General features: G+C 36.7%; 22 protein-coding genes, 1 pseudogene and 3 other annotated features (1 of these 26 only partly in view). Of the genes and pseudogenes, 3 read left to right on the plus strand and 20 right to left on the minus strand.

The window, feature by feature from the left end; genetic code table 11:
- Positions 1–10 precede the first annotated feature (10 nt).
- The 4 genes from M014_RS0121855 to M014_RS0121870 all read right to left on the minus strand — a co-directional run bounded on the left by M014_RS0121855 (position 11) and on the right by M014_RS0121870 (position 3385).
- A complete protein-coding gene (locus M014_RS0121855) occupies positions 11–715 on the minus strand; it encodes an ABC transporter permease (protein WP_026593590.1) in 705 nt (234 codons plus the stop codon).
- Complete coding sequence (locus M014_RS0121860) at positions 708–1631, minus strand: ABC transporter ATP-binding protein (RefSeq protein WP_026593591.1); 924 nt, start codon at positions 1629–1631, stop codon at positions 708–710. Before M014_RS0121860 ends, M014_RS0121855 begins: the two co-directional genes overlap by 8 nt.
- Positions 1632–1755: 124 nt before the next feature.
- On the minus strand, positions 1756–2691 hold the full coding sequence (locus M014_RS0121865; RefSeq protein ID WP_026593592.1) for a sensor histidine kinase: 936 nt from the start codon (positions 2689–2691) through the stop codon (positions 1756–1758).
- A gap of 1 nt (position 2692) precedes the next feature.
- The gene (locus M014_RS0121870; RefSeq protein WP_026593593.1) at positions 2693–3385 is read right to left on the minus strand and encodes a response regulator transcription factor; all 693 of its coding nucleotides are present in this window, start codon (positions 3383–3385) and stop codon (positions 2693–2695) included.
- Positions 3386–3553: 168 nt separating this feature from the next.
- Here M014_RS0121870 and M014_RS29785 point away from each other — a divergent pair, with 168 nt between their 5' ends.
- Complete coding sequence (locus M014_RS29785; protein WP_090687793.1) at positions 3554–3727, plus strand: hypothetical protein; 174 nt, start codon at positions 3554–3556, stop codon at positions 3725–3727.
- Positions 3728–3919: a YwbE family protein gene (locus M014_RS0121880; RefSeq protein WP_026593594.1), complete on the plus strand. Its 192-nt coding sequence runs from the start codon at positions 3728–3730 to the stop codon at positions 3917–3919. It abuts the gene before it with no gap.
- A 45-nt stretch (positions 3920–3964) separates the two neighbouring features.
- Here the strand turns inward: M014_RS0121880 and M014_RS0121885 are convergent, their stop codons facing one another.
- The 8 genes from M014_RS0121885 to zapA all read right to left on the minus strand — a co-directional run bounded on the left by M014_RS0121885 (position 3965) and on the right by zapA (position 13892).
- A complete protein-coding gene (locus tag M014_RS0121885) occupies positions 3965–5164 on the minus strand; it encodes a class I SAM-dependent rRNA methyltransferase (protein ID WP_026593595.1) in 1200 nt (399 codons plus the stop codon).
- Positions 5165–5438: 274 nt separating this feature from the next.
- A complete protein-coding gene (locus M014_RS0121890; protein WP_026593596.1) occupies positions 5439–6026 on the minus strand; it encodes a prolyl hydroxylase family protein in 588 nt (195 codons plus the stop codon).
- 205 nt (positions 6027–6231) lie between these two features.
- Positions 6232–7557 (minus strand): branched-chain amino acid transport system II carrier protein BrnQ6, encoded by a 1326-nt coding sequence (gene brnQ6 / locus M014_RS0121895; protein ID WP_026593597.1) that lies wholly within the window; start codon positions 7555–7557, stop codon positions 6232–6234.
- A 118-nt stretch (positions 7558–7675) separates the two neighbouring features.
- Positions 7676–7927, minus strand: a binding site (T-box leader).
- Between the two features lie 99 nt (positions 7928–8026).
- A complete protein-coding gene (locus tag M014_RS0121900) occupies positions 8027–8716 on the minus strand; it encodes a 23S rRNA pseudouridine(2604) synthase RluF (RefSeq protein ID WP_026593598.1) in 690 nt (229 codons plus the stop codon).
- Positions 8717–8924: 208 nt separating this feature from the next.
- The gene (locus M014_RS0121910; RefSeq protein ID WP_026593599.1) at positions 8925–11285 is read right to left on the minus strand and encodes an endonuclease MutS2; all 2361 of its coding nucleotides are present in this window, start codon (positions 11283–11285) and stop codon (positions 8925–8927) included.
- A gap of 21 nt (positions 11286–11306) precedes the next feature.
- A complete protein-coding gene (gene polX, locus M014_RS0121915; RefSeq protein ID WP_026593600.1) occupies positions 11307–13025 on the minus strand; it encodes a DNA polymerase/3'-5' exonuclease PolX in 1719 nt (572 codons plus the stop codon).
- Between the two features lie 56 nt (positions 13026–13081).
- Positions 13082–13621, minus strand: coding sequence for a CvpA family protein (locus M014_RS0121920; protein WP_026593601.1), 540 nt, complete (start codon positions 13619–13621; stop codon positions 13082–13084).
- 1 nt (position 13622) lies between these two features.
- On the minus strand, positions 13623–13892 hold the full coding sequence (zapA, locus tag M014_RS0121925) for a cell division protein ZapA (RefSeq protein WP_000082703.1): 270 nt from the start codon (positions 13890–13892) through the stop codon (positions 13623–13625).
- Between the two features lie 124 nt (positions 13893–14016).
- Here zapA and rnhC point away from each other — a divergent pair, with 124 nt between their 5' ends.
- Positions 14017–14955, plus strand: coding sequence for a ribonuclease HIII (rnhC, locus tag M014_RS0121930; protein ID WP_026593602.1), 939 nt, complete (start codon positions 14017–14019; stop codon positions 14953–14955).
- Positions 14956–15049: 94 nt separating this feature from the next.
- Here rnhC and M014_RS28795 read toward each other — a convergent pair whose 3' ends face one another.
- The 8 genes and pseudogenes from M014_RS28795 to pheS all read right to left on the minus strand — a co-directional run bounded on the left by M014_RS28795 (position 15050) and on the right by pheS (position 23437).
- Entirely contained in the window at positions 15050–15184 is a 135-nt protein-coding gene (locus M014_RS28795) for a YuzL family protein (protein WP_081811107.1), read from the minus strand.
- 129 nt (positions 15185–15313) lie between these two features.
- Positions 15314–16225 carry an SDR family oxidoreductase gene (locus tag M014_RS0121940; RefSeq protein WP_026593603.1) on the minus strand — a complete coding sequence of 304 codons (912 nt, stop codon included), beginning with the start codon at positions 16223–16225 and terminating at the stop codon, positions 15314–15316.
- Positions 16226–16409: 184 nt separating this feature from the next.
- Positions 16410–17801: an asparagine--tRNA ligase gene (asnS, locus tag M014_RS0121945; RefSeq protein ID WP_026593604.1), complete on the minus strand. Its 1392-nt coding sequence runs from the start codon at positions 17799–17801 to the stop codon at positions 16410–16412.
- A gap of 52 nt (positions 17802–17853) precedes the next feature.
- Positions 17854–18106: a binding site (T-box leader), on the minus strand.
- Between the two features lie 71 nt (positions 18107–18177).
- Positions 18178–18327, minus strand: a complete 150-nt coding sequence (locus M014_RS29790) for a hypothetical protein (protein WP_197030417.1) — start codon at positions 18325–18327, stop codon at positions 18178–18180.
- A 71-nt stretch (positions 18328–18398) separates the two neighbouring features.
- Entirely contained in the window at positions 18399–19415 is a 1017-nt protein-coding gene (locus M014_RS0121955) for a hypothetical protein (RefSeq protein ID WP_026593605.1), read from the minus strand.
- 171 nt (positions 19416–19586) lie between these two features.
- A pseudogene (locus tag M014_RS27410) lies at positions 19587–19859 on the minus strand (IS4 family transposase); the annotation flags it as partial.
- 104 nt (positions 19860–19963) lie between these two features.
- The gene (gene pheT, locus M014_RS0121965; protein WP_026593606.1) at positions 19964–22384 is read right to left on the minus strand and encodes a phenylalanine--tRNA ligase subunit beta; all 2421 of its coding nucleotides are present in this window, start codon (positions 22382–22384) and stop codon (positions 19964–19966) included.
- Positions 22385–22402: 18 nt separating this feature from the next.
- Positions 22403–23437 (minus strand): phenylalanine--tRNA ligase subunit alpha, encoded by a 1035-nt coding sequence (gene pheS / locus M014_RS0121970; protein WP_026593607.1) that lies wholly within the window; start codon positions 23435–23437, stop codon positions 22403–22405.
- Positions 23438–23480: 43 nt separating this feature from the next.
- Positions 23481–23686, minus strand: a binding site (T-box leader); it runs 23 nt beyond the window's last position.

The following is a 23686-nucleotide window of genomic DNA, read 5'->3' on the forward strand; positions in this document are numbered from 1 at the left end:
GTATCTGTATTTAAGCCACATCCATTTTATTCACTTTATGATAAGACAGATAACCAATTGTAAGACCTAGTAGACAAAGTGCAATCGGTACTACAATGAAGTCAAACAAACTAATCTGTCCTTCCCCATTAGTAACAGTTGAGTTAATCAATAATCCAATTACTATAGACGAGGTGATCGTTGTAGGAGTTGACTTTTTCCTCATGCCAAAATATAAAGGAACTAAACTAATTCCAGCCATCATAAATGCAGTAAGAAAAGTAGCTGGAATGGTAGCAATAATTTGTGCCATAGTAACAGGTGTTTCAAAAAAAACTATAATTGGGTTTAAAAAGAAAATTAATATATTGATGATACACGTAGAAAGAATTATGGTAAAAAAACAAAATCCAAAGGTAATCGCTAACTTAGCTTGCATTATTTTTTTTCGCTCTAATGGATAGCTAAACAATAATTGCATCGTTTTACTTTTGTATTCATCAATTACTAAACGCGATAAAATGACAGCTGAAAAAATCATAAATGTTGTTCTAATAAAAATATTTGTTAAAGACATAAATCCCGCATAATCTGAAAACATTTGCTCACCCTCAGCTTTAGAACCCCATGCCATAAGAGCAGTAGCAACGAAAATTGATACAATACAAATTGCGATTCCTTTAAGATAACGAGATAAGCGATGTTTTTTCCATTCTAGTTTCATAAGTTTAAGCATGGATTCCCTCTCCATTCACAAGATTTAAGAAATACTCTTCTAATGAACTATGCTTTTTGTTTATGCTTTCAATTTCCACATCATTCACGATCAATGTTTTCGAAATTGCCTGCTGCATTTCTGTCATTTCATACACGCGAATAATACTCTCACTCATAATCTTGTAGTTTGTTATGCTGAGTTTATTTTCTAAAACATAAGCCGCTCGTTTCACATCTTGAACGTGAATTTCAATATACTCCGTTTGTTTACCATTAATACTTTTCATTGAAACTTCTTTTATCAATTTTCCATTTTGAATTACGCCAATCGTATCCGCCATTTGCTCCATTTCTCCTAAAATATGGCTAGAGATTAACAAGGTAATTCCATATTCTTTGCAAAGCATTTTAAATAAGTCGCGCAATTCTCTAATACCGATTGGATCTAGGCCGTTAATTGGCTCATCTAAAATTAATAGCTCTGGCTTTGTCAGAATCGCTCTGGCAATTCCTAATCTTTGTTTCATCCCCAGTGAAAAATCTTTTACTTTTTTATTCTCCACGTTGTGTAAATTAACAAGGTTTAATGCGTGCTCAATTCCCTTCTTATCGTAGTAACCCATATATTCGCAATGAAGATATAAATTTTCCTGAGCTGTTAATTTTTCATAGAAAATAGGATATTCAATAATCGTCCCCATTCGTTTTAACACTTCATAAGAAGTATCTGTTAATTTCTCACCAAAAATTTCAATATCTCCGCTCGTCGGTTTTATTAAATTAGTAATCATTTTCATAATCGTTGTTTTACCAGCACCATTCGGTCCTAAAAAGCCATAGATTTCTCCTTTTTTCACATGCATATTAACCCCTGAAATTACTTCTTTTCCTTGAAATACTTTTGTTAGCCTATTTGTTTTTAATATATATGACATATCATTTTCCCCTTTCGCCACATCTTTATATGTATATCATAGTCAATGAAAGTCTCTTTTTTCTTACCCATTCCTTACAAATTCCTTAAGTCAAAAAAGCTTGTAGAATTCTCTTTTCTACAAGCTAAAATTCGATCTTTTTCAGCACAATTGTAAATACTGTTTTCTCATATGGCTTACTGGAAAGATGAATTTCGCCGCCTAACGATTCTACAAGTCGCTTTGTGATGGTGAGTCCAAGACCGCTCCCTTGATATAATCGATTCCTTGAATCTTCTAGCGTATACATACGTTCAAATACTTTATCAATATGAGATTCATCAATTCCTTTCCCGCGGTCCCATACTTCAACATACACGCACCTATCATCTTCTCTTAATGTAATACCAAGCGTTTTTCCGTCATATCCATACGCAATCGCATTAGATATTAAATTATTTAACACTCGGCCTAATACTTCAGCATTTCCAAGTGCATACACATTCTTCTCTGGTATATCAATCCGTACCTCAAACCCTTTCGTCGTTACTAAATCATAAAAGGATAAAATTTTCTCTCGGCACACTTCATTCATATTCACCTTTGTCATTTCGATTGCTTTATCACCAGATTCCAACTTTGCTAAATCAAAAAACTTATGAATAAGTTCCATTACTTCTAGCGTTTTCAAATGCACTTTTTCTAGCAAAACTTGTCGTTCTTCTTCGTTCATCTTTTTATCTACATTTAACATTTCTGTATATCCAAGAATAACAGTAAGCGGCGTTTTTAAATCATGTGAAATGTTAGATAACATCTTTCTCATTGAAATTTCAACCTTCGCATGATCTGCATTCGTTTTCTGTTTCGCATCTAACAAATAATTAATTGCTACTAATAATTTTTGTAATTCTTGATCATCCGTCATAACCAATAACTTTTCACCTGTTTGTTGCTCTACAATATCCTGTAACTTTTCATATGTATAGTGTACATTTGCACTCTTACTTTTCCCAATTCTATATTGAAAATAAATAACGCCCAATAATACACAGATAACAATCATTAAAAGAGCTGTCATACTACATCACTTCCAGCTTATAGCCAATGCCCCATAGTGTTTTAATATATTCCGGATTAGATGGATCATCTTCAATCTTTTCACGTAAACGTCGCATATGAACATTAATCACATTATCATCACCATAATATTCTTCATTCCAAATCAGATTATAAATTTGTGCTTTTGTAAATACACGCTTTTGATTCTTTACAAATAGTTTTAAAATCTCAAACTCTTTCAAAGTAAGTTTTAGTTGTTTTTCTTTTTTTTGCACAGTGAAGTTGATCGGATCAATTTTCAAATCACCAATCTCAATCATTTCTTCCTTCTGCTCCGTGGCTGAATACTTTGTCGATCTTCTAATGCCTGCCTTTACCCGGGCTGCCAATTCAATCATAGAGAACGGCTTACAAATGTAGTCATCTGCTCCAAGACCTAAACCGATCGCCTTGTCTACATCCGTATCCTTCGCAGACATCATTAGAATGGGAACAGCACTTTTTTCTCGAATGATTCTCACAACCTCTAAACCGTCTAACTTTGGCATCATGATATCGAGAATGATTAAATCAAATGAGCCTTTTAGAAACGCGAGAACTCCTTCTTCTCCATCGGATGCGATTGTTATTTGAAAGCCCTCTTTTAATAAATATGTTTCAACCATCTCTTGAATGGAAATGTCATCTTCTACTAATAAAATATGATTTGACATGCTTCTATCCCCTTTTTACAAACATTAACAATTCAATTGTAACTGAAGTCAATAAAGGTGAAAAGAATTATATGAAAATTCAATCTGACTTCATTTCTTTTCACAACAATGTTATGATGAAATTCACTACTATTGTTTATAATTAACTTAATATAAAGGAGACTTACCATGTCAGAAAATAAAAAAGTAAGCTTAGCTGATTTAATGCGCGAACAACTTGCAAAGAAAAAGCAAGGGAATGGAAATGGCGCAAATGCGAAAAACCAAAATCAAGCAACAAAAAAATTACAAAACCAGCAAACAAAAAAGCCAAATAACCAACGTAGACGTACAGGTGTGTAAATGAACGGACAAAAACGATCTAATATTTCACCAGGCCTTGAAGTTGATATTGTGTTAAAGCAAGATCAACGAACTGGGAAGCTAACAAGAGGAATTGTCAAAGATATTTTAACGAATTCACCATCTCATCCACACGGCATTAAAGTACGATTGCAAGATGGACAGGTTGGCAGAGTGCAAAATATTATTTAATAAAAAAAATGAGCTCATGTAAAATTGAGCTCATTTTTCTTTGCACTAACCTTTAATTTTTTCTATAAAAACTACTTTTAAGTAATTACCTTCTTTAAATTGATCAATCGTACGGAAATCTTCTGGCAAGGAATGTTCTTCTAATATTTTATATTTACCATTCATTTCTTTAAAGGCTGTGTCGATAAAGCCTTTAAACTTTTTCATATCGAACGTACTACAATTTGTGGAAGCAACGATAATACCGTTATTTTCTGTAATGGTGATTGTTTCTTTTAATAGGTTTTTGTAATCTTTCGCTGCACTAAATGTATACTTTTTAGAGCGTGCAAAGCTTGGTGGATCTAGCACAACCATGTCAAACTTCATTTGTTTCTTCGCTGCGTATTTAAAGTAATGGAATACATCCTCTACGATAATATCTTGCGCTTCATAGTCAATGCCATTTACGCTAAATTGCTCAATTGTTTTACTTAAGCTACGATTCGCAAGGTCAACGCTTGTTGTTTTTGTCGCTCCGCCAAGTGCTGCGAATACAGAAAACGCTCCTGTATAAGAGAACATATTTAATACTGTTTTTCCTTTTGCATATGTGTCACGAATTTGTTTTCGAACGTTGCGCTGATCTAAAAATACACCTACCATTGCTCCGTCATTTAAATACACCGCAAAGTTTACACCGTTCTCTTTTACGATGATTGGGAACTCACCTCGTTCTCCAGCAACAAAATCATCGTCTTCAATATATTTTCCTTTTGTATCAAAGCGCTTCTTCTGATAGATTCCTTTGAAGTTTGCTACTTTCTGAAGAGCTCCAACGATTTCGTTTTTAAAGGAATAAACCCCTTCGCTATACCAGCTGATTACATAATAACCATCGTAATAATCAATGATTAAACCGCCAAGACCATCACCTTCACCGTTTACAACACGAAATGCTGTTGTATCATTCGATTTGTAAAAACCTTTTCTCTTATGTAACGCTGATTTGATTTTTCTTTCAAAGAAAGCTTGGTCAATGTGCTCTTGCTCTTTTCTTGTTAAAATCCAGCCATATCCTTTATTTTGCTTTCCATAATATCCTTTACCAAGAAATTGGTTCTGCTCATCAACAATTTTGATGATAGTTCCCTCTTCTCGTATATCATTTAAGTTTTGAATTGCATCTTTTAAAATAAGCGGGTAGCCACTTTTAATTTCTTTTATAAATTTCGGTTTTATCTTTACAATTACTTCTGATCGCATGTAATGTCTTCCTTTCCATTTGAATGCTTTCTACCTATTAGGAAGCATTTAAAAAACGAGACGGAAAAAACAGCCTCGTTTCACTATACCATATTATTGCTTTGCGAGTACAACCAACTCGTTACCAAAGACAACCGTTATATATTTATACGATGTAAAAGATAAGACTCTTATCTAGAGATCAGTCTTAGAGCAATGTCCAACAGAAAAAAACTGTACATAAACAAGAATAAATAAGAATTTTCATTCCTCTCAAAAACCCAATAATGAATTTTTAATATTGTGGTTTTTCACGAAACCATAATGTAGCAATCCATTTTTCTCCTTCATGTACTGCGCAACCTTCATGCAATGAAAGTGGATGCGGTTCATCTGTCCCTCTTTTACAATTTTCAAAAACTAATAATTTCCCTTCACTTGGAGTAACTGTAAGATTCAGAGAGGGAAAAAAAGTTTCTCCACCTGCATCAACTGTATTCAAATAAAGAATAGCTGTATAAAGTCGTTGTCCCCCTTGTTTAACTTGGTTCCTCCCACCTTCGTGCCAGGTACCATAACAATCAATATGGGCATCAAATTTCCCTCCAACTTCATATCTCGCTGCCTGTAATGGCTCAGCGTGATTAAGCGGCAAGGGCATAGCAGTAGCAATAAGTTCAGATACTTTACTAACAAGCCCATGTGAATAGTGTGGAAGCCAAGTAAAATCTGATTTCCTTTCCCCTGTATGTCCATAGGCTTGTGCGGGTTGGATGTGCTTTTTAGATAGCTCGATTAACTCTTGGCATTCTGCTGGTGTAATTATTTGTTCATACTGGGCTACAAAAGGCTCATCATGGAGAACAATTGGCGTTTTATTCATAAGGTATAATCCTCCTCAAACTTTATTGAACGACAGTAGTATATTATGTGGGTGAAACTGGATAGGTGTTACGAACAAGGAGTAATAAAATGGAAGTCTTTTTTAGATTGAAAATCCCTTCATCAATAAACAATAGATTTAGATAAATTTCCCAATATATTAATTTCTACAAAAAAGACTTTCTTTCAAAGAAAGTCTCTTTTCCTCATTTTTCTACGACAACTTCCCGCTTCTGAAAAATAGAAATAATATATCCAACAAACATACCGATGATTCCTGGTAAGAGCCAACCGATTCCTACATTGTAAAATGGAATCTTTTCTAACATAGGCGATAATGCTGCAATTTGAATCTGAGCATTATTTAAACCATCGAAGAAACTAACAACAAATGCCCCTACAATTCCACCCACATACATTGCTAGCGGGATACGCATGTAATTTTCAATTAGTGATAATACGATTAATACGATACCAATTGGATAGATTGCGATTAAGATTGGTAACGCTAATGCATTTAGCTGTGTTAAACCAAGGTTTGCTACCATAAATGCTAACATGCAGAAGATGAAAACAACTTTTTGATACGACAGCTTTGGTAGTAATGCTGAGAAAAACTCTCCGCAAGCTGCAACGATTCCAACCGAAGTTGTTAAACATGCCGCTGCAATCGCTACACCCAGTAGAAGAGTGCCATAACTACCAAATAAATGATGCACAACATTTGTTAAAATAACACCACCGTTTTCTCCCATTCCAAGCGATACACTAGAAGCCCCAAGATAAGCAAGCGCTAGGTAAACAATAAGTAAACCAAATGCTGCAATCATCCCCGCAAAAATTGTCACTTTCGCAATACTTTTCTTATTGGTAATTCCTTTTCCTTTTAAAGCATTAACAACTACATTTCCGAAGACAAGTGCTGCTAATCCGTCTAATGTTAAGTATCCATCAATAAATCCTTTGAAAAGCGGATCCTTATATGCTTCTGTCGGTGCTCCAAACTCACCCATCGGTGTAATCAATGCTTTGATGACAATAATTGCAATAACCGCTAATAAAATTGGTGTTAATACTTTCCCAATACGTCCTACTAATTTCGAAGGATTTAACGCTAAATAGAAAGTAACTGCAAAGAAAATAAATGTAAAGATAACAAGTGGATATGCCTGACTGACTACGGAACTTGATAAAAATGGAGTAACCGCCATTTCATAAGCAACAGTTCCTGTACGCGGTACACTTACAAACACACCTAAACATAAATAAATCGCAACTGTGAAAACAAGTGCAAACAACGGATGCACACGACCTGCGAGTTTATTAATATCTCCTTTTAAAGCAATGACAATGACTCCTAGTAAAGGAAGCCCTACACCTGTAATAACAAAACCAAATAAAGCCACCCATACATCTGTTCCAGCACCTTGTCCTAACGCTGGTGGAAAAATCATATTCCCCGCACCGAAGAATAGTGCAAATAACATTAAACTTATTGCAAACATCTCAGATAACTTTAAAGATGATTTCATTTTTCTCTACCTCCTAAAAAATAATAAAAGACTAAATATTCAGAAATAAAAAACCGCTATATTTCCGCTTTCAATCCAAATTCCTTTATAAAAGAACGCAAAAAACACCCGTCCCTAACAAAGGGACGAGTGTTGAAATCGTGGTTCCACCCTTATTCTAATAAAATGAATGTATAACAAAATAAACTCATTTTATAGCTCGTGTAAATTAATAACGGTTTTATCCGCCAAGAATTACAATGCATGATGCAGTTCACTCTTGAAGTTTAGAGGTGGTAAGTGTATCTTTTCGTATTAGGAAGCTCACAGCCTAAGGCTTCCCTCTCTGAGAATCGTAAAAAATAACTCATGTCCTCATCATTACTTTTCAAAATATATTGTCGAATCTTGTTGTTTTTTATTATATGGGCTATTTTCAAAAAAAACAATAGTTTTATTTTTTCTAACAAAAAATAAAACTGAGAAACAGCTATAGCTGCTTCAATAATTGTTGTAACTCTTGCTCTGTGACATTTCGCCACTTTCCAGCTTCTAATCCAGCAAGCTTAATATTCATAATTCGTACCCGTTGTAGCTTCGTTACTGTATATCCAAACACACGGCTCATTCGGCGAATTTGTCTATTCATTCCTTGCGTTAAAACAATTCGAAATGTCGAGTGATCTACCCTGGTTACTTTACATGGTTTTGTCATTCCATCTTTAATTTTCACACCACGGCTCATTCCATCAATAAACCAATCTGTAAATGGCTTATCAACCGTTACAATATATTCTTTTTCATGCTCATGATCTCCGTGTAAAATTTGATTGGCAATCGCTCCATCGTTTGTTAGCAAAATCAATCCTTCCGACGCTTTATCTAAGCGACCAACTGGAAAAATTCTCTCTGGATGATTGATGTACTCAATGATATTTCCTTCAATATGTTCCGCAGCAGTACAAGTGATCCCTACTGGTTTATGAAAGGCAATATAGATTTTTTCTTTATCTTCTTTCTCGATTGTTTTACCATCAATCGTTACAATATCGTTCACCGTAACAATCGCACCGTGCGTACAAACCTCACCGTTAATTGCCACGCGGTCCGCTTTAATGAGGCGGTCTGTTTCTCGCCTTGAGCAGGATAATACTTCGCTTATAAATTGGTTAATTTTCATGTCGTATTCCTTTTTTCTTATAGATTATCCGAAAAGAAAAAACGTCAATCTCAGGCGTTAACTTATGCCGAGATTGACGCTTCCTTACTTCGCAAAAAACACTAAATAAATAACTCCAATCACCAAAAACATGCCGCAACAAGCTAACAATACTTTTGCAAGTTTGTCCATAAACATAATGGTTTACCCCTTTTGCCTGGTTTTGTGCTTATTTTAATTCGACAACTGTTACGCCGAGGCCTCCCTCGCCCATATCACCATAGCGGAAGTTTTTCACACCACGATGTTTTTTCAAGTAATCTTGTACACCTTGACGAAGTGCTCCTGTTCCTTTTCCGTGAATGATGGATACGCGTGGATAGTTTGCAAGCTGTGCATCGTCTAAATATTTTTCTACACGTATCATTGCATTTTCAAAACGTTCACCGCGAAGATCAAGTTCTAAGGAAACTTGATAGTCTCTTCCCTTAACAGTCGCGACTGCCTTTTTCTCAACAGGTTGTGGCGTATTAATATACTCCATATTAGATTCTTTCACTTTCATCTTCAGAATACCAATTTGAACGTTCCACTCCGTATCACTTACTTTTTTCAGCAATTGTCCTTTTTGCCCGAACGTTAATACTTTTACTTCATCGCCTGCTCGTAATTGTTGTTTTGGCGCAGTGTTTTTCACTTTTACTTTTTGTTTTTTCACAAGCTCTGGCGCTGCACCTTCTAGGCGACTTTTCGCTTCGATAAGCTCATGATCTTTCACGTTTGCAAGCTGTGCTTTACGCAGTTGACGAAGTTCACGAATGATGCCTTCTGCTTCTTTTTTCGCAGCTTCTACTTTTTCTTCGCCCTCTTTTTGTGCCTTTAATAATCTTTCATCACGCTCATCGTTAAATTCAATAATTTGACGTTGCAATTCACGATGAAGTTTTTCAGATTGTTTACGATGCTCTTCTGCTTCGGTCCATTCGCGCTCTGCATTTTTTTGACTTTCTTCTAGCTTCGCAATCATATTTTCGATTTTATTTGTATCGGTGCTAATATGATTACGAGCACGATCAATTACTCGATCAGATAAACCAAGACGTTTTGAAATTTCAAAAGCGTTACTGCGTCCTGGTACACCAATTAATAACTTATAAGTTGGGCTTAGTGTGTTTACATCAAACTCCACACTCGCATTAATAACTTGTTCACGGTTGTAACCATATGCTTTTAGCTCCGGATAATGCGTCGTTGCGACAACGCGTGCTCCGCGGTTATATACCTCATCTAAAATAGAAATCGCAAGTGCTGCTCCTTCTTGTGGGTCTGTTCCAGCACCTAATTCATCAAATAATACTAAGCTTTCAAAATCAGCTTTTTCTAATATATCTACAATGTTCACCATATGAGAGGAGAACGTACTTAAACTTTGTTCAATCGATTGTTCATCACCAATATCAGCAAAGATATTTTTAAACACACAAATCTCTGATTCGTCTAATACTGGAATATGAAGACCAGATTGCGCCATTAATACACAAATGCCGACTGTTTTTAATGTAACTGTCTTACCACCTGTATTCGGACCTGTAATAACGATTGTTGTGAAGTCTTTACCAAGCATGATATCATTCGGCACAATGATTTTTGGATCGATAAGTGGATGACGGGCTTGTCGTAAATCCATATAACGCTCATTATTTACAATTGGTTTTGTTGCTTTAATACGCTTTGCATAAAAAGCTTTTGCAAAAATGAAATCAAGATTTGCAATAACCTCTACATTTGCTAACACAATATCAGCTTCGACTGCTACTTCTTCTGTTAACATCATTAAGATGCGTTCTACTTCTTGTTTTTCTTTCACTTTTGCTTCTTGCAATGCGTTATTTAGTTCCACAATGACTTGCGGCTCAATAAATAACGTTTGTCCTGATGCAGATTGATCATGAACAATACCACCATATACACCGCGGTATTCTTGCTTCACAGGAATTACATAGCGATCATTACGAATTGTAACGATTGCATCTGATAACATCTTTTGGGCATTTGAAGAACGCGTCATATTTTCAAGTTTCTCACGAATACGGCTTTCTGCAGTGCGGATTTGGTTACGAATGCCGCGCAGTTTATCACTCGCGCTATCGACTACTTCTCCTCCATCCCCAATGCAGTTTGTGATCTTCTTTTCTAAATCATATACAGACACAATTTGCGCAACATGTGTTTCTAAAATTGGAAGCTCTACACCATTATCGATCATATCTTCAATAAACCGCTTCATTTGGCGGCTACCATACATCGTGCTTGCGATATCGAGCAGTTCATGTGGGCTTAGCATACTTCCAATTTTCGCACGTTTTACATTCGGACGAATATCAAAAATTCCGCCAAGCGGTACATGCCCTTTTAAGCGAATGACTTTTGCTGCCTCATCTGTTGTTTCTTGCATTTCTACAATTTCTTCAAAATCTGTACTTGGCACGAGGCTCTTCACTTTATCACGACCAAGTGAAGAAGCAACATGCTCAAGTAATTGTTCTTTTACTTTGTTATATTCTAATACACGCAACGTTCGTTCTAACATAAGTTGCACGTCCCCCTTGTGTTACTTATTCCGTTTAATATAATCTAATAAACGTTCAATATCCCATGTGTTAATCACGGTATCTTTCTGAATCCACCCTTTACGAGCTGCCGCTACACCGGTTTCCATATCTTCTAACATTTCAAGTGTATGCGCATCAGTATTGATCGCTACTTTTACGCCCGCATCTTGTGCTTGCTTTAATAGTTTCGCACTTAAATCTAAGCGGTTCGGATTCGCGTTTAATTCTAAAATTGTATCTGTTTCTTTTGCGAGTTCAATCAGTAAATCTGTATCTACATCGTACCCTTCGCGGCGTCCAAGAAGACGACCTGTTGGGTGGGCAATCATCGTAACATGTTTATTTTCAATTGCTGTACGCAAGCGTTTCATAATTGTTTCACGGTCTTGTGAGAAGCTAGAATGGATTGCACCAATGACATAATCAAGCTCCGCTAATACTTCATCATCAAAATCGAGCGTTGCATCTGGTAAAATATCCATTTCGATTCCGCGTAAAATTGTAATATCTGAGTATTTTTCGTTAATACGTTCAATCTCTTTTCCTTGTTCACGAAGACGCTCTTTCGTTAAACCGTTCGCTACTTTCAAGTATTGGGAATGATCCGTAATTGCCATAAATTTATACCCACGCCCGCGGCATGCTTGTACCATTTCTTCAATTGAAAAAGCACCGTCACTCCATGTTGTATGCATATGTAAATCACCTTGTATATCAGAGAACTGAATTAAATTTGGATATTCTTTAATCAACTCAAGCTCTTTTCCATCTTCACGTACTTCTGGTGGAATAAATGGTAGACCAAAATGAGCAAAGAATGCTTCTTCTGTTTCAAACGTCTTCACTTCACCTGTCTCTAAATTTTCCACACCGTACTCACTAATCTTTTCACCTTTATCTTTTGCAATTTGGCGCATTCTTACGTTATGATCTTTTGAACCTGTGAAATGATGAAGCGTTGTAATAAATTCTTCAGGTTTTACAAGACGGAAATCAATTGAAATATCATATTCATATTGAAGACGAACGGATACTTTTGTATCACCGCTCGCAATGACTTCAATCATATTATCAAATTGCAGTAAATGTTCACGTACTGCTACTGGATTTTCCGTTGCGATAATAAAATCTAAATCTTTTACCGTTTCGCGAACGCGGCGCAGGCTACCAGCGCGAGAGAATCGAACAATTTCCTGGACATTCGACAATTTCTTCTCTATTTCCCCGGCAATAGGTAAGACCATCGCAATCGGTAATCGCTCTGGACGAGAGCCTACTTGAGCGATTGCTTCTAATATTTTCTCTTCTGTTTTCTTACCGAATCCCGCAAGTGCCTGTACTTTATTTTCTTCACAAGCCTTTTGCAAAGTTTCCATATCAATAACGCCAAGCTCTTTGTACAACTTCGCTACTTTTTTACCACCAAGCCCTGGTAATTTTAATAACGGTAATAGACTGCTTGGCACTTCCTTTTCAAGCTCCTCTAATACTTCTGAAGTTCCAGCTTCAATATATTCTTGAATGACCGCTGCTGTTCCTTTTCCAATACCCGGAATCTTTGTGAAATCTTCAATTTCAGAAAGACTACGATCATCGCTTTCTAATGCTGCTGCGGCTTTACGAAATGCAGATATTTTAAATGGATTTTCGCCCTTAAGCTCCATAAAAAGGCCGATTGTCTCCAATAATTTAATCACTTGTTTTTTATTTACTTTCATTCTTTCCCCGCCTTTCTTTCATAGAAAAAAAACTTCTCTTTCCGAAAAAAGAGAAGTTATACTCTGCTACCTGGCTGCCATAGTTCCTTCACCTTTTCAGAAAGAATCGGTGTATCGTCTACAATTATTTTGCTAATTGATGATTTTTGCAGTGGCGTTTGTACCTGTTCAATCGGAAGAATAGTTCCAATAATAATTAAGACAAACAGAATAATATACACTTCTAAGAAACCAAGAAGTGCTCCAGCAAACGCATTTACCTGTTTTATAACTGGGATTTCTGTAAACATATTCAGCAAATTCCCAAGCAATGAAAGCGCGATTTTTGTAATAATAAATAATACAATGAACGCAATTGCTTGATAGAATACTGCTTCGATATTATTTGCATCAATCCATTCTGGCACAGATACGTTCTGATCGAATGGATACGGAATAAATTTCTCAAGTACTGGCGCTAAATCTTTGCAGTACCAGTATGCAACAAGGTATGCGATAATAAAGCTTGTTAACTTTACAAGTTGTAGGACAAACCCTCTTCTTAAGCCGAGGAAAAATCCCATAACAAGCAGTAATATGATAATAATATCAATCATGTTATTCCATTCCTTTTTTTGTCATACTTTCTTTTAGTTTCTCATGTTCTTCTTTTAATTTTATATAATCGTGTATGACGTTTACCGCCGTCAATACCGCTAGTCTACTCGTATCAAGCGAAGGATTCTTGGCATTGAGTTCGCGCATTTTATCATCCACAATCGCTGCTACCATGCGGATATGACTTGTACTTTCATCGCCAACAACTGAATATTGCTGACCATAGATTTCTACATTAATTCGACTTTTATTTCCCTTTTGTTGTGACAACTCACCGGCCTCCAATCACGTACAGAATCCTAAAGTTTATCATACCATGAACCATCATAATATGGAAACAGAAAGAACAATCCGATATGATAAAAATAACAATATTGAAAAAGGAGCGACTACTTTGTCAAATTCTATCGTAATCCAAACAAATCCTGCAATAATTGAGGATATGAAACAACAATATAAACAAGCAATTGCCCCAAAAGTTCCGCAAGGTGGTATCTTTATGGCGAAAGTTCCATCTTGTACAATTACGGCCTATAAATCAGGCAAAGTAATGTTTCAAGGTACTCGTGCAGAGGAAGAAGCTGCACGTTGGCAAAATGTTTCTCAAGTGCCGAAATCTTCTGGTAAAAAAACTGCAAATTCGCACCGCTATGCCCCGCCCGCTTCCATTGGAACAATGTCTATAGCTGGATCTGATGAAGTGGGTACTGGAGATTACTTCGGACCGATGACAGTTGTTGCTGTATATGTAGACGCAAAGCAAATTCCATTATTGAAAGAACTTGGTGTAAAAGACTCTAAAAACTTAAATGATGCGCAAATTGCCGAAATTGCAAAACAGTTACTTAACGTTGTTCCTTATAGTTCTCTCGTTTTGCATAATGAAAAATATAACGAACTATTCGAAAAAGGAAACAATCAGGGGAAACTAAAAGCGCTCTTACACAATAAGGCTCTTACAAATTTACTAGCAAAGATTGCACCTACAAAACCAGAAGGCATCTTAATAGACCAATTCACGCAGCCTGATACATATTACAAATACTTAGCAAAACAAAAAGAAGTACAGCGTGAAAACGTGTATTTCGCAACTAAAGGTGAAAGTGTTCATTTAGCAGTTGCAGCAGCCTCTATTTTAGCTCGCTACTCATTCGTAAAGCAGTTTGATGAGCTCAGCAAAAAAGCCGGTATGCCACTTCCAAAAGGAGCGGGTAAGCAAGTTGATATCGCTGCAGTTAAATTAATTCAAAAGCTAGGAAAAGAACGGCTTCCTGAGTTTGTGAAACTTCACTTTGCAAATACAGAAAAAGCATTTCGTTTATTGAAAAAATAGCTATTTTTCAGTATCGACAATATATAAATGAACTAAACAAAATAAAAACATATAAATAAGAGTAGTCGACATGACTACTCTTATTTATATATGTTTAGCTTCGTTTTTGTCTCTTATTTGATGAAGATACTTTAAAAGAACCCGTTTCGTTTGTTGTAGTTCCTTGACCTTCGACTTGCGAGGAACCAAGACTTGCTCTAGAAGGATCTTTTTTTACTTTTCTGCCCATTTTATTCACCCCTTCGCGTTACTTTTTACTTAGAGGCAAGAAACTATACAGCATAACAATCAAAATATATACTGCCGATCCAATCCGTATAAAGTCACTCTTACACTTTCACTTCTATTAACGCTAATTTTACTTTCCTAAGAGATGAGTTTGCTCTTCACTAATATCCCATAGACGCTTTGCGGCATCCATATCCAATGCAACCTCAGATGGCCTTTCCACTTGCCCATTAGCATAATAATAACCACTATGATCGATAATGTCAGTTGTTTCTGCTAGCCATACTAAAGTTTCAGCTCCTTCCTCAGGTGTGCGAGAGAAAGGTTTCATTACTGCCATAGTTAAGCGAGCCGAGAGACCATTATCCTGGTTGAAATTCGTGGCTACAAGTCCTGGATCGAAGCAGGAAGCTATGACACCTGTCCCCTCTAGTCGCCGTGCCAACTCAGAGGTAAATAAGATGTTAGCTAATTTGGTTTGCCCATAACGCATCGTAGGACCCCCCATTAATTTCTTAACACCACGATAAAGTTTTTCTGCATCTAAATCATTAAAATCGATTCCTTTTTTAGCCATTTTGTGACCATGAGATGCGGTAGTGATAACGCGAGCGGGGGCACTTTCCTTTAAACGGCCAAGTAGCAAATTAGTAAGTAGGAATGGAGCTAAATGATTAACCGCCCAGGTCATCTCCAAGCCGTCCTCCGTAATTTGCCTTGTTTGAAATAAAGCACCAGCATTATTAACTAATATATCTATTCTAGGGCACTTCTCTAGAATGTCAGTAGCTACTTGATGTATTGACTTCTGAGAAGCCATATCAGCTAGAAATATATCTACCACTGCATTACCATTCGTTGAACCCTTAATTTGAGTCACAATATCATTTGCTTTCGCTTCGTTTCGTGCAATAATCCCTAGCCTTGCACCGCGTTCCGCAAGTACCTTAGCCGCCGCTAGCCCAATCCCACTTGTCGCTCCCGTGATGACTACATACTTGTCACGCACTGTCCACTCTGCACACCTATTAATTACCCCCATTTTCCCAAAACCCCTCTCCCAATTTCCATAAATGATTCATTCGTTTTACTATATATGAAATGGAAAGAGAACTATGAACAACATTTTTTATCCTAGCTCAAAATACTTGATAAGATTTCGAATCTAGTTCCATCCTCTTCTAAATAAAAAAAGCAAGAGCAATTGCTCTCACTTTTTTGTTATATTAAAACTCCGAAGAACCTGGAGTTCTTGGGAATGGAATGACGTCACGAATGTTAGCCATGCCAGTGATGTACATTAGGAAGCGCTCGAAACCAAGGCCGAATCCAGCGTGTTTTGTACCGCCGTATTTTCTAAGTTCTAAGTACCACCAGTAGTCTTCTTCGTTCATGCCTAATTCTTTAATTCTGTCTGTTAAAACATCCATTCTTTCTTCACGTTGACTTCCGCCGATTAATTCGCCGATGCCAGGAACGAGAAGGTCGGTAGCAGCTACTGTTTTTCCATCTTCGTTCAAGCGCATGTAGAATGCTTTAATGTCTTTCGGATAATCAGTTACGAATACAGGGCGTTTAAAGATTTCTTCTGATAAGTATCTTTCGTGCTCTGTTTGTAAGTCAATGCCCCATTCTACTGGGTATTTGAAGTCAGCACCTGATTCTTGAAGTACTTTAATTGCTTCTGTGTATGTGATGCGGCCAAAGTCAGAGTTGATTACGTTGTTCATGCGCTCAAGAACTGTTTTATCAACAAAGCTGTTGAAGAATTCCATTTCTTCTGGTGCATGCTCTAATACGTATTTCATTGCATATTTCAGCATATCTTCTGTAAGGTTCATTACATCACCTAATTCAGCGAATGCAATCTCAGGCTCAACCATCCAGAACTCAGCTGCGTGACGAGTTGTGTTTGAGTTTTCAGCACGGAATGTAGGTCCGAATGTGTATACATCACGGAACGCTAATGCATAAGCTTCAGCATTCAGCTGTCCACTTACCGTTAAGTTTGTTTCTTTACCGAAGAAGTCTTTTGATTCGTCAACTTGTCCGTCTTCACCTTTAGGTATATTGTTTAAATCTTGCGTTGTTACGCGGAACATTTCGCCTGCACCTTCTGTATCACTACCCGTGATAATTGGTGTATGAACGTGTACGAATCCACGCTCTTGGAAGAATTGGTGAATCGCAAACGCTGCGATAGAACGCACGCGGAACGTTGCAGAGAATGCATTTGTTCTTGGACGTAAGTGAGCGATTGTACGTAAGTATTCAAACGTGTGACGCTTCTTTTGAAGTGGGTAATCAGAATCTGATAAGCCCTCGATATCAATTTTTTCTGCTTTAATTTCAAATGGTTGCTTTGCTCCAGGTGTTGCAATTACTTTACCCTCTACTTTAACTGAAGAGCTAAGTGGAAGTTTCGCAATTTCTTTGAAGTTATCTAATTCTGTATCGAAAACGATTTGAACGCTTTTGAAGAAGCTACCGTCGTTTAATTCGATGAAACCAAATGCTTTTGAATCACGTAAGTTACGAATCCACCCTGATACTTGTACTGTTTGACCTGCGTATTTATCTGTATCTCTATACAGACTTTTTACTAATGTGTTTTCCATAGTGAAATTCTCCTTTGCTGATATATTTGAATACAAAAAAACCTTTCATCCATAAAGGGACGAAAGGTTAAACTTCGCGGTACCACCCAATTTGTCATAAAGACCAACTTTAACTCGTATGTATTTACATACTTCCCGGTTTGTAACAGGCCGGATTCCCGTCTAAGTCTACTCTTGAATACAAGTTTCAATTTCGGTTAGCAACTCCAAGGTGTTCTTCACATATACCGCCTCATCAGGCTCTCACCGTCCCTGACTCGCTTTGGATTATAGTATATACTACTTTTCCTTATCATCGTTTTTCGTTTTGTTAAACTAAAATTAATGTACTACATTCGAGGGAAAGATGCAAGGCGTCCTGTTGATAAAGTGAACCTTACCACTCTCTCCATTCTTCGGTTATGTCTTCTTCTACTTCTACAATAAATTCAGATAATTCTTCTCTTTCTAATGTCTCAATGAAAAAATCGTATTGTTCATTTAATTCATTTAAACTAACTACGACTTTTTCTACACACTCAGGCAAAAATAAACCAGATGCTTTTCAGCATCTGGTTTATTTTTGTTAACTTGATAGCTATGCCCCTTAAGGATTTTTTATGCTGCAGGTTCCGTTGGAGCTGGTTGAACAGGAGTTACTTTCCCGCCACTCATGGATTGATTCATAAATTCACCAATCATTTTTTGTAACTCATCCATTGGAACAATGTTCTTTTCAGAAGTATCGAATGTGAATTTGATTGGTTTATCGATCGATTTGATATCAGATTTAATATTCATATCAAATTTAATTGTTTCTTTTTCGTTCTCAGGATTTTTTGCTTCGACATGAATTGCTGCATCCTGTTTTTTAATTGTTTTTCCATCCATTGTATAAATTAAAGAAATAGAAGATTTATCAAGATTTGCATCTTTCAATTCTTTCTTAAAGTCTGCAATTTCTTGTTTTGTTCCAGTGAAATTTTTCATTGTAGAAATTTCATCAAATAGCTTTTCAATCACTGTTTTTAAATCTTTACCTGTTAATTTCACAGTGTATACATCTTTTTCGTTTGTAAATTTGTCTTCAGGAAGCGCTTTGATTGCATCTAATAACGATTTTTGTACTTTCTCTTGGATTTTCGCAGATTCTTTTGTATCTACTTCTCCTAAATCTTTCATATCCATTTTGATAACTTTTCCTTCTAGAGTAGAAAAACTATCACCAGGAACGCCAGCTAATTGTAATAGTGATTTTACATTATTCGCTTTTACATATAAAGCCTCTTTCCCTTCATCCATAAACATTGGAATCGATATATCCATTTTCATTGCATCTGTTTTAACCTTTGCACCAATTGTTACTTCGTCTTTTTTTGCATCTTTATCTGTTTTTGAATCAACTGTAACTGATATGTTTTTTAACATATCCATTGCCACTTTATCTTCTCTTTTCATATCTTTCGCATTAGAATCGAATTTAAAAGAAATTGAACTGCTTGATTCCATTTGCTTTGCGTTTAAAATGCTTTCTGTTGAAGAAACAACTGTTTCTTTTGCAGATTTTCCACACGCAGATAAAGCGAAAAGACTTAAACTTGCCGCAACAACTAATCCCATTTTCCCAAACTTCATAAAACCACCCCTTCAATTCATTAACATATCTATCATAACATGGAAAATAAAAAGTTGGGATATTCAAATGAAAAAATGTAACTATTTAGCTATCCTCTTGATTTGAGAGTTTCGTATTTTCTGTACCTTTTAGGTTTACCTTCTTTTTTCCTGTTAACACTTAAATTATTAGTGATGGGGAAGTTGAAACATAGTAGAGTCTAGGATTCGAATTCGTTTGAAATCATCTCCTATCGATGGAATTGAACAAATATTTTGATGAAATAACCTCGCGAAAGATTCTGTTTCAACTGTTTTACTTAAAAAGACACATAAAGAAACGATATCCTGCGCTTTACATTTTCTTTTATGTCGAATCATTCCTGCCCTATGTGCAAATGATTCTAAAAATGAAAGTGAAAATGTATTCTTTAATTCCTGAATTAATAATTGTAATTCTTCCATAAAAACAGCTACCCTTTCATGGATACTCCATGAAAGGGTAGCTGTTTTTGGTAAAAATTATACATAACTTTAACTTGATGGCTATGAGCCACAAGGCTGCTTTTTTACTTACGTAACTCCGCACCAAATTTCTCTTCTACCGCTGTTAATACATGGTTATGTGCTTCTGTTACTTCTTCGTCTGTTAATGTACGTTCTGGATCAAAGTAGTTCATAGAGAATGCAAGTGATTTCTTGCCTTCTTCCATTTTTTCACCTTCGTATAAGTCGAATAGTGTTACTTCTTTTAGAAGTTCTCCGCCTGCTTCCGCAATTACTTGCTTCATTTCGCCAGCTTTTACTTCCTTAGCCACTACAACCGCCATATCACGTGTCATAGATGGGAAACGTGGAATTGCTGAGTAGTAAGTTTCTTCTACGTCTGCACCGAATACTTTTACAAGAGATAATTCAAATACGAATGTATCTTTCACATCTAATTGTTTTTGCGTTTCTGGGTGTAATTGACCGATGAAACCAATCACTTCTCCATCTAGTAAGATATCAGCTGTACGTCCTGGGTGCATGCCTTCACGTTTTGCAGGAGCATATGTGATGCTGCTTGCAACGCCAAGTACGTCGAATAATCCTTCTAACACACCTTTTGCAACGAAGAAGTCTACAACTTTCTTCTCACCTTGCCATGCATGATGAAGAGCAAGACCTGTCATAACACCAGCAAGATGTTGTTCTTCTTTCGGAAGCTCGCCTTCTGCTGTTGGTAAGAAAATAGAACCTACTTCATATAATGCAACACTGTCATTTTTACGAGCGTTATTATATGAAACTGCTTCTAACAATTGTGGTACTAAGCTTAAACGAAGTTGACTGCGCTCTTCACTCATTGGAAGTGCAAGATTTACAGGAGATTGTTCGTTTGGCTCAACCATATATTGTTTCGCTTTATCGGCACTTGTTAATGAATACGTAATTGCTTCATATAAACCAGCACCTTCTAAGTAACGACGTGCTTTACGACGTTTTGTTTGTGCTACTGTTAATTTACCACGTGTCATTGTACCAGTTGGTAATGTAACTGGAATATGATCATAACCGTACAGACGACCTACTTCTTCTACTAAGTCTTCTGCAATTGTAATATCAGGGCGACGTACTGGTACGTTCACATGGAATGTCCCTTCTACTTCTGTAAATGGGAACTTCAAGTTTGTAAAGATTGTACCCATTTCACTAGCAGTGATTTCTGTTCCTAATACACGGTTTACTTTTTCAGTTGTAACTGATACCGTACGTTCTTGCACTTGTAAGTTATCAACTTCTACTACACCTTCAAGCGCTTCGCCACCAGCATATTTCGCCATTAAAGCTGCTGCATGTTGAATTGCTTCAAATGTACGTGTTGGATCGATTCCTTTTTCGAAACGTGCACTTGATTCACTACGTAGACCTAAATCTTTTGATGTACGGCGCACTGTTTGACCTGCAAAGTATGCAGACTCAATTAGAACGTTTACTGTATCATTTGTAACCTCAGAATCAGCTCCACCCATTACACCAGCAACAGCTAAAGCTTTTTCACCATTTGTAATAACAAGGTGGTGGTTCTGTAATGTACGCTCTTGATCATCTAATGTTTGAATCTTTTCGCTTTCTTTCGCAAGACGAACAACGATTTCTTTTGAACCTAATTTATCATAGTCAAACGCGTGTAATGGTTGACCGTATTCCATTAAAATGTAGTTTGTAATATCAACTACATTACTAATTGGACGAATACCAGCTGCCATAAGGCGAGTTTGCATCCACATTGGTGATGGACCAATCTTTACGTTCTTAACCATTTTCGCAATGTATAATGGATTTTCTTCTTTCGCTTCTACACTTACAGAAATGTAATCAGCTGTTTTTTCAGTTGATTCTTGTAAGTTGATAGCTGGAAGTTTCACTTCACGGCCATAAATAGCAGCCACTTCATATGCAACACCTAACATATTTAAGCAATCAGCACGGTTTGGCGTTAAACCAAGTTCTAATACTTCATCATGTAAGTTTAAGATTTCAAGTGCATCTGCGCCAACTTCAGCGTCACTTGGGAAGATGAAGATACCGTCTGCATATTCTTTCGCAACTAGTTTCCCGTCAATGCCAAGTTCTTGCAATGCACAAACCATACCGTGAGAAGCTTCACCGCGTAGTTTTGCCTTTTTAATTTTGAAGTTACCAGGAAGAACAGCGCCAACTTTTGCAACTGGTACTTTTAAACCTTTTGCAATGTTAGGAGCACCGCAAATGATTTGTACTGGCTCTTCTTCACCGATGTCAATAAGACATTTGCTTAATTTATCAGCTTCTGGGTGCTTTTCACATTCTAATACGTGACCAACTACAACACCTTTTACACCTTTATTTAATACTTCAACGCCTTCTACTTCAATACCACTTTTCGTGATTTTGTCTGCTAGTTCTTGTGCTGTTACATCTTTAATATCTACATACTCTTGTAACCAACGATATGATACGAACATATTTATCCTCTCCTTCCCTTACGCTCGTTTGAATTGTTGTAAGAAACGTACATCGTTTGTATAGAAATGACGAATGTCATCAACGCCGTATTTTAACATTGCGATACGCTCTGCACCCATACCGAATGCGAATCCTTGATATTCTTTTGAATCATAGCCAGCCATTTCAAGCACGTTTGGATGAACCATACCTGCACCTAAAATTTCAATCCAGCCAGTTCCCTTACAAGTGCCGCAACCTTTACCATGACACATCATACAAGAAATATCCATCTCAACAGATGGTTCTGTGAATGGGAAGAAACTTGGACGAAGACGAATTTCACGATCTTCACCGAACATCTTTTTCACAAATACTTGCAGTGTACCTTTTAAATCACTCATACGAATATTTTTATCAATTACAAGACCTTCAATTTGCATGAACTGATGAGAATGCGTCGCATCATCATCATCGCGGCGATACACTTTACCAGGGCAAATAATTTTAATTGGACCTTTTTCTGTATTGTTTTCCATCGTTCTTGCTTGCACAGAAGATGTATGTGTACGTAGTAACGTTTCTTCTGTAATGTAGAATGTATCTTGCATATCACGAGCTGGGTGATCTTTCGGTAAGTTTAATGCTTCGAAATTGTAGTAATCTTTCTCTACTTCTGTTCCTTCCGCTACTTCATAACCCATACCGATAAATACATCTTCAATTTGTTCAACAACAGCTGTTAATGGATGATGACAACCTGTTTCTACAGGACGACCTGGTAATGTAACATCAATTGTTTCAGATGCTAATTTTGCTTCAATTACTGCTTTTTCTAAGTGGTTAATTTTGTCTTCTAAACGTGTTTGAATTGCTTCACGCACTTCATTTACTAATGCTCCCATACGTGGACGCTCTTCTGGAGATATTTTCCCCATGCCGCGTAATACTTCTGTAATTGGACCTTTTTTTCCTAAATACGCTACGCGTACATCATTTAAGCCCTTTAGCTCTTTCGCTTCTTCAATCAGCTCTAACGCTTTTTGCTTTAGCTCTTTTAAACGTGCTTCCATTTGGAACCCTCCTAATGTTAAAAATAAAAAAACCTCGCTCCCAAAAAGGGACGAGGTAAATTCGCGGTACCACCCTAAATTGACAGAACAAGTCTGCCCACTTAATTGTTATAACGGTCAGCTTTGACCGGAACGCCTTTACATATCAATGGTCCTGGCGTCAACTCCAGAGGTGAATTCACTTCCGTCTACCATAAGAATGCTTTCAGTCTACGGCACTCTCTCCCTATATGGCGATTTTGCAAGCTA

Origin of the sequence: Bacillus sp. UNC437CL72CviS29 (genome assembly GCF_000482345.1) — a bacterium.
Taxonomy (GTDB): domain Bacteria; phylum Bacillota; class Bacilli; order Bacillales; family Bacillaceae_G; genus Bacillus_A; species Bacillus_A arachidis.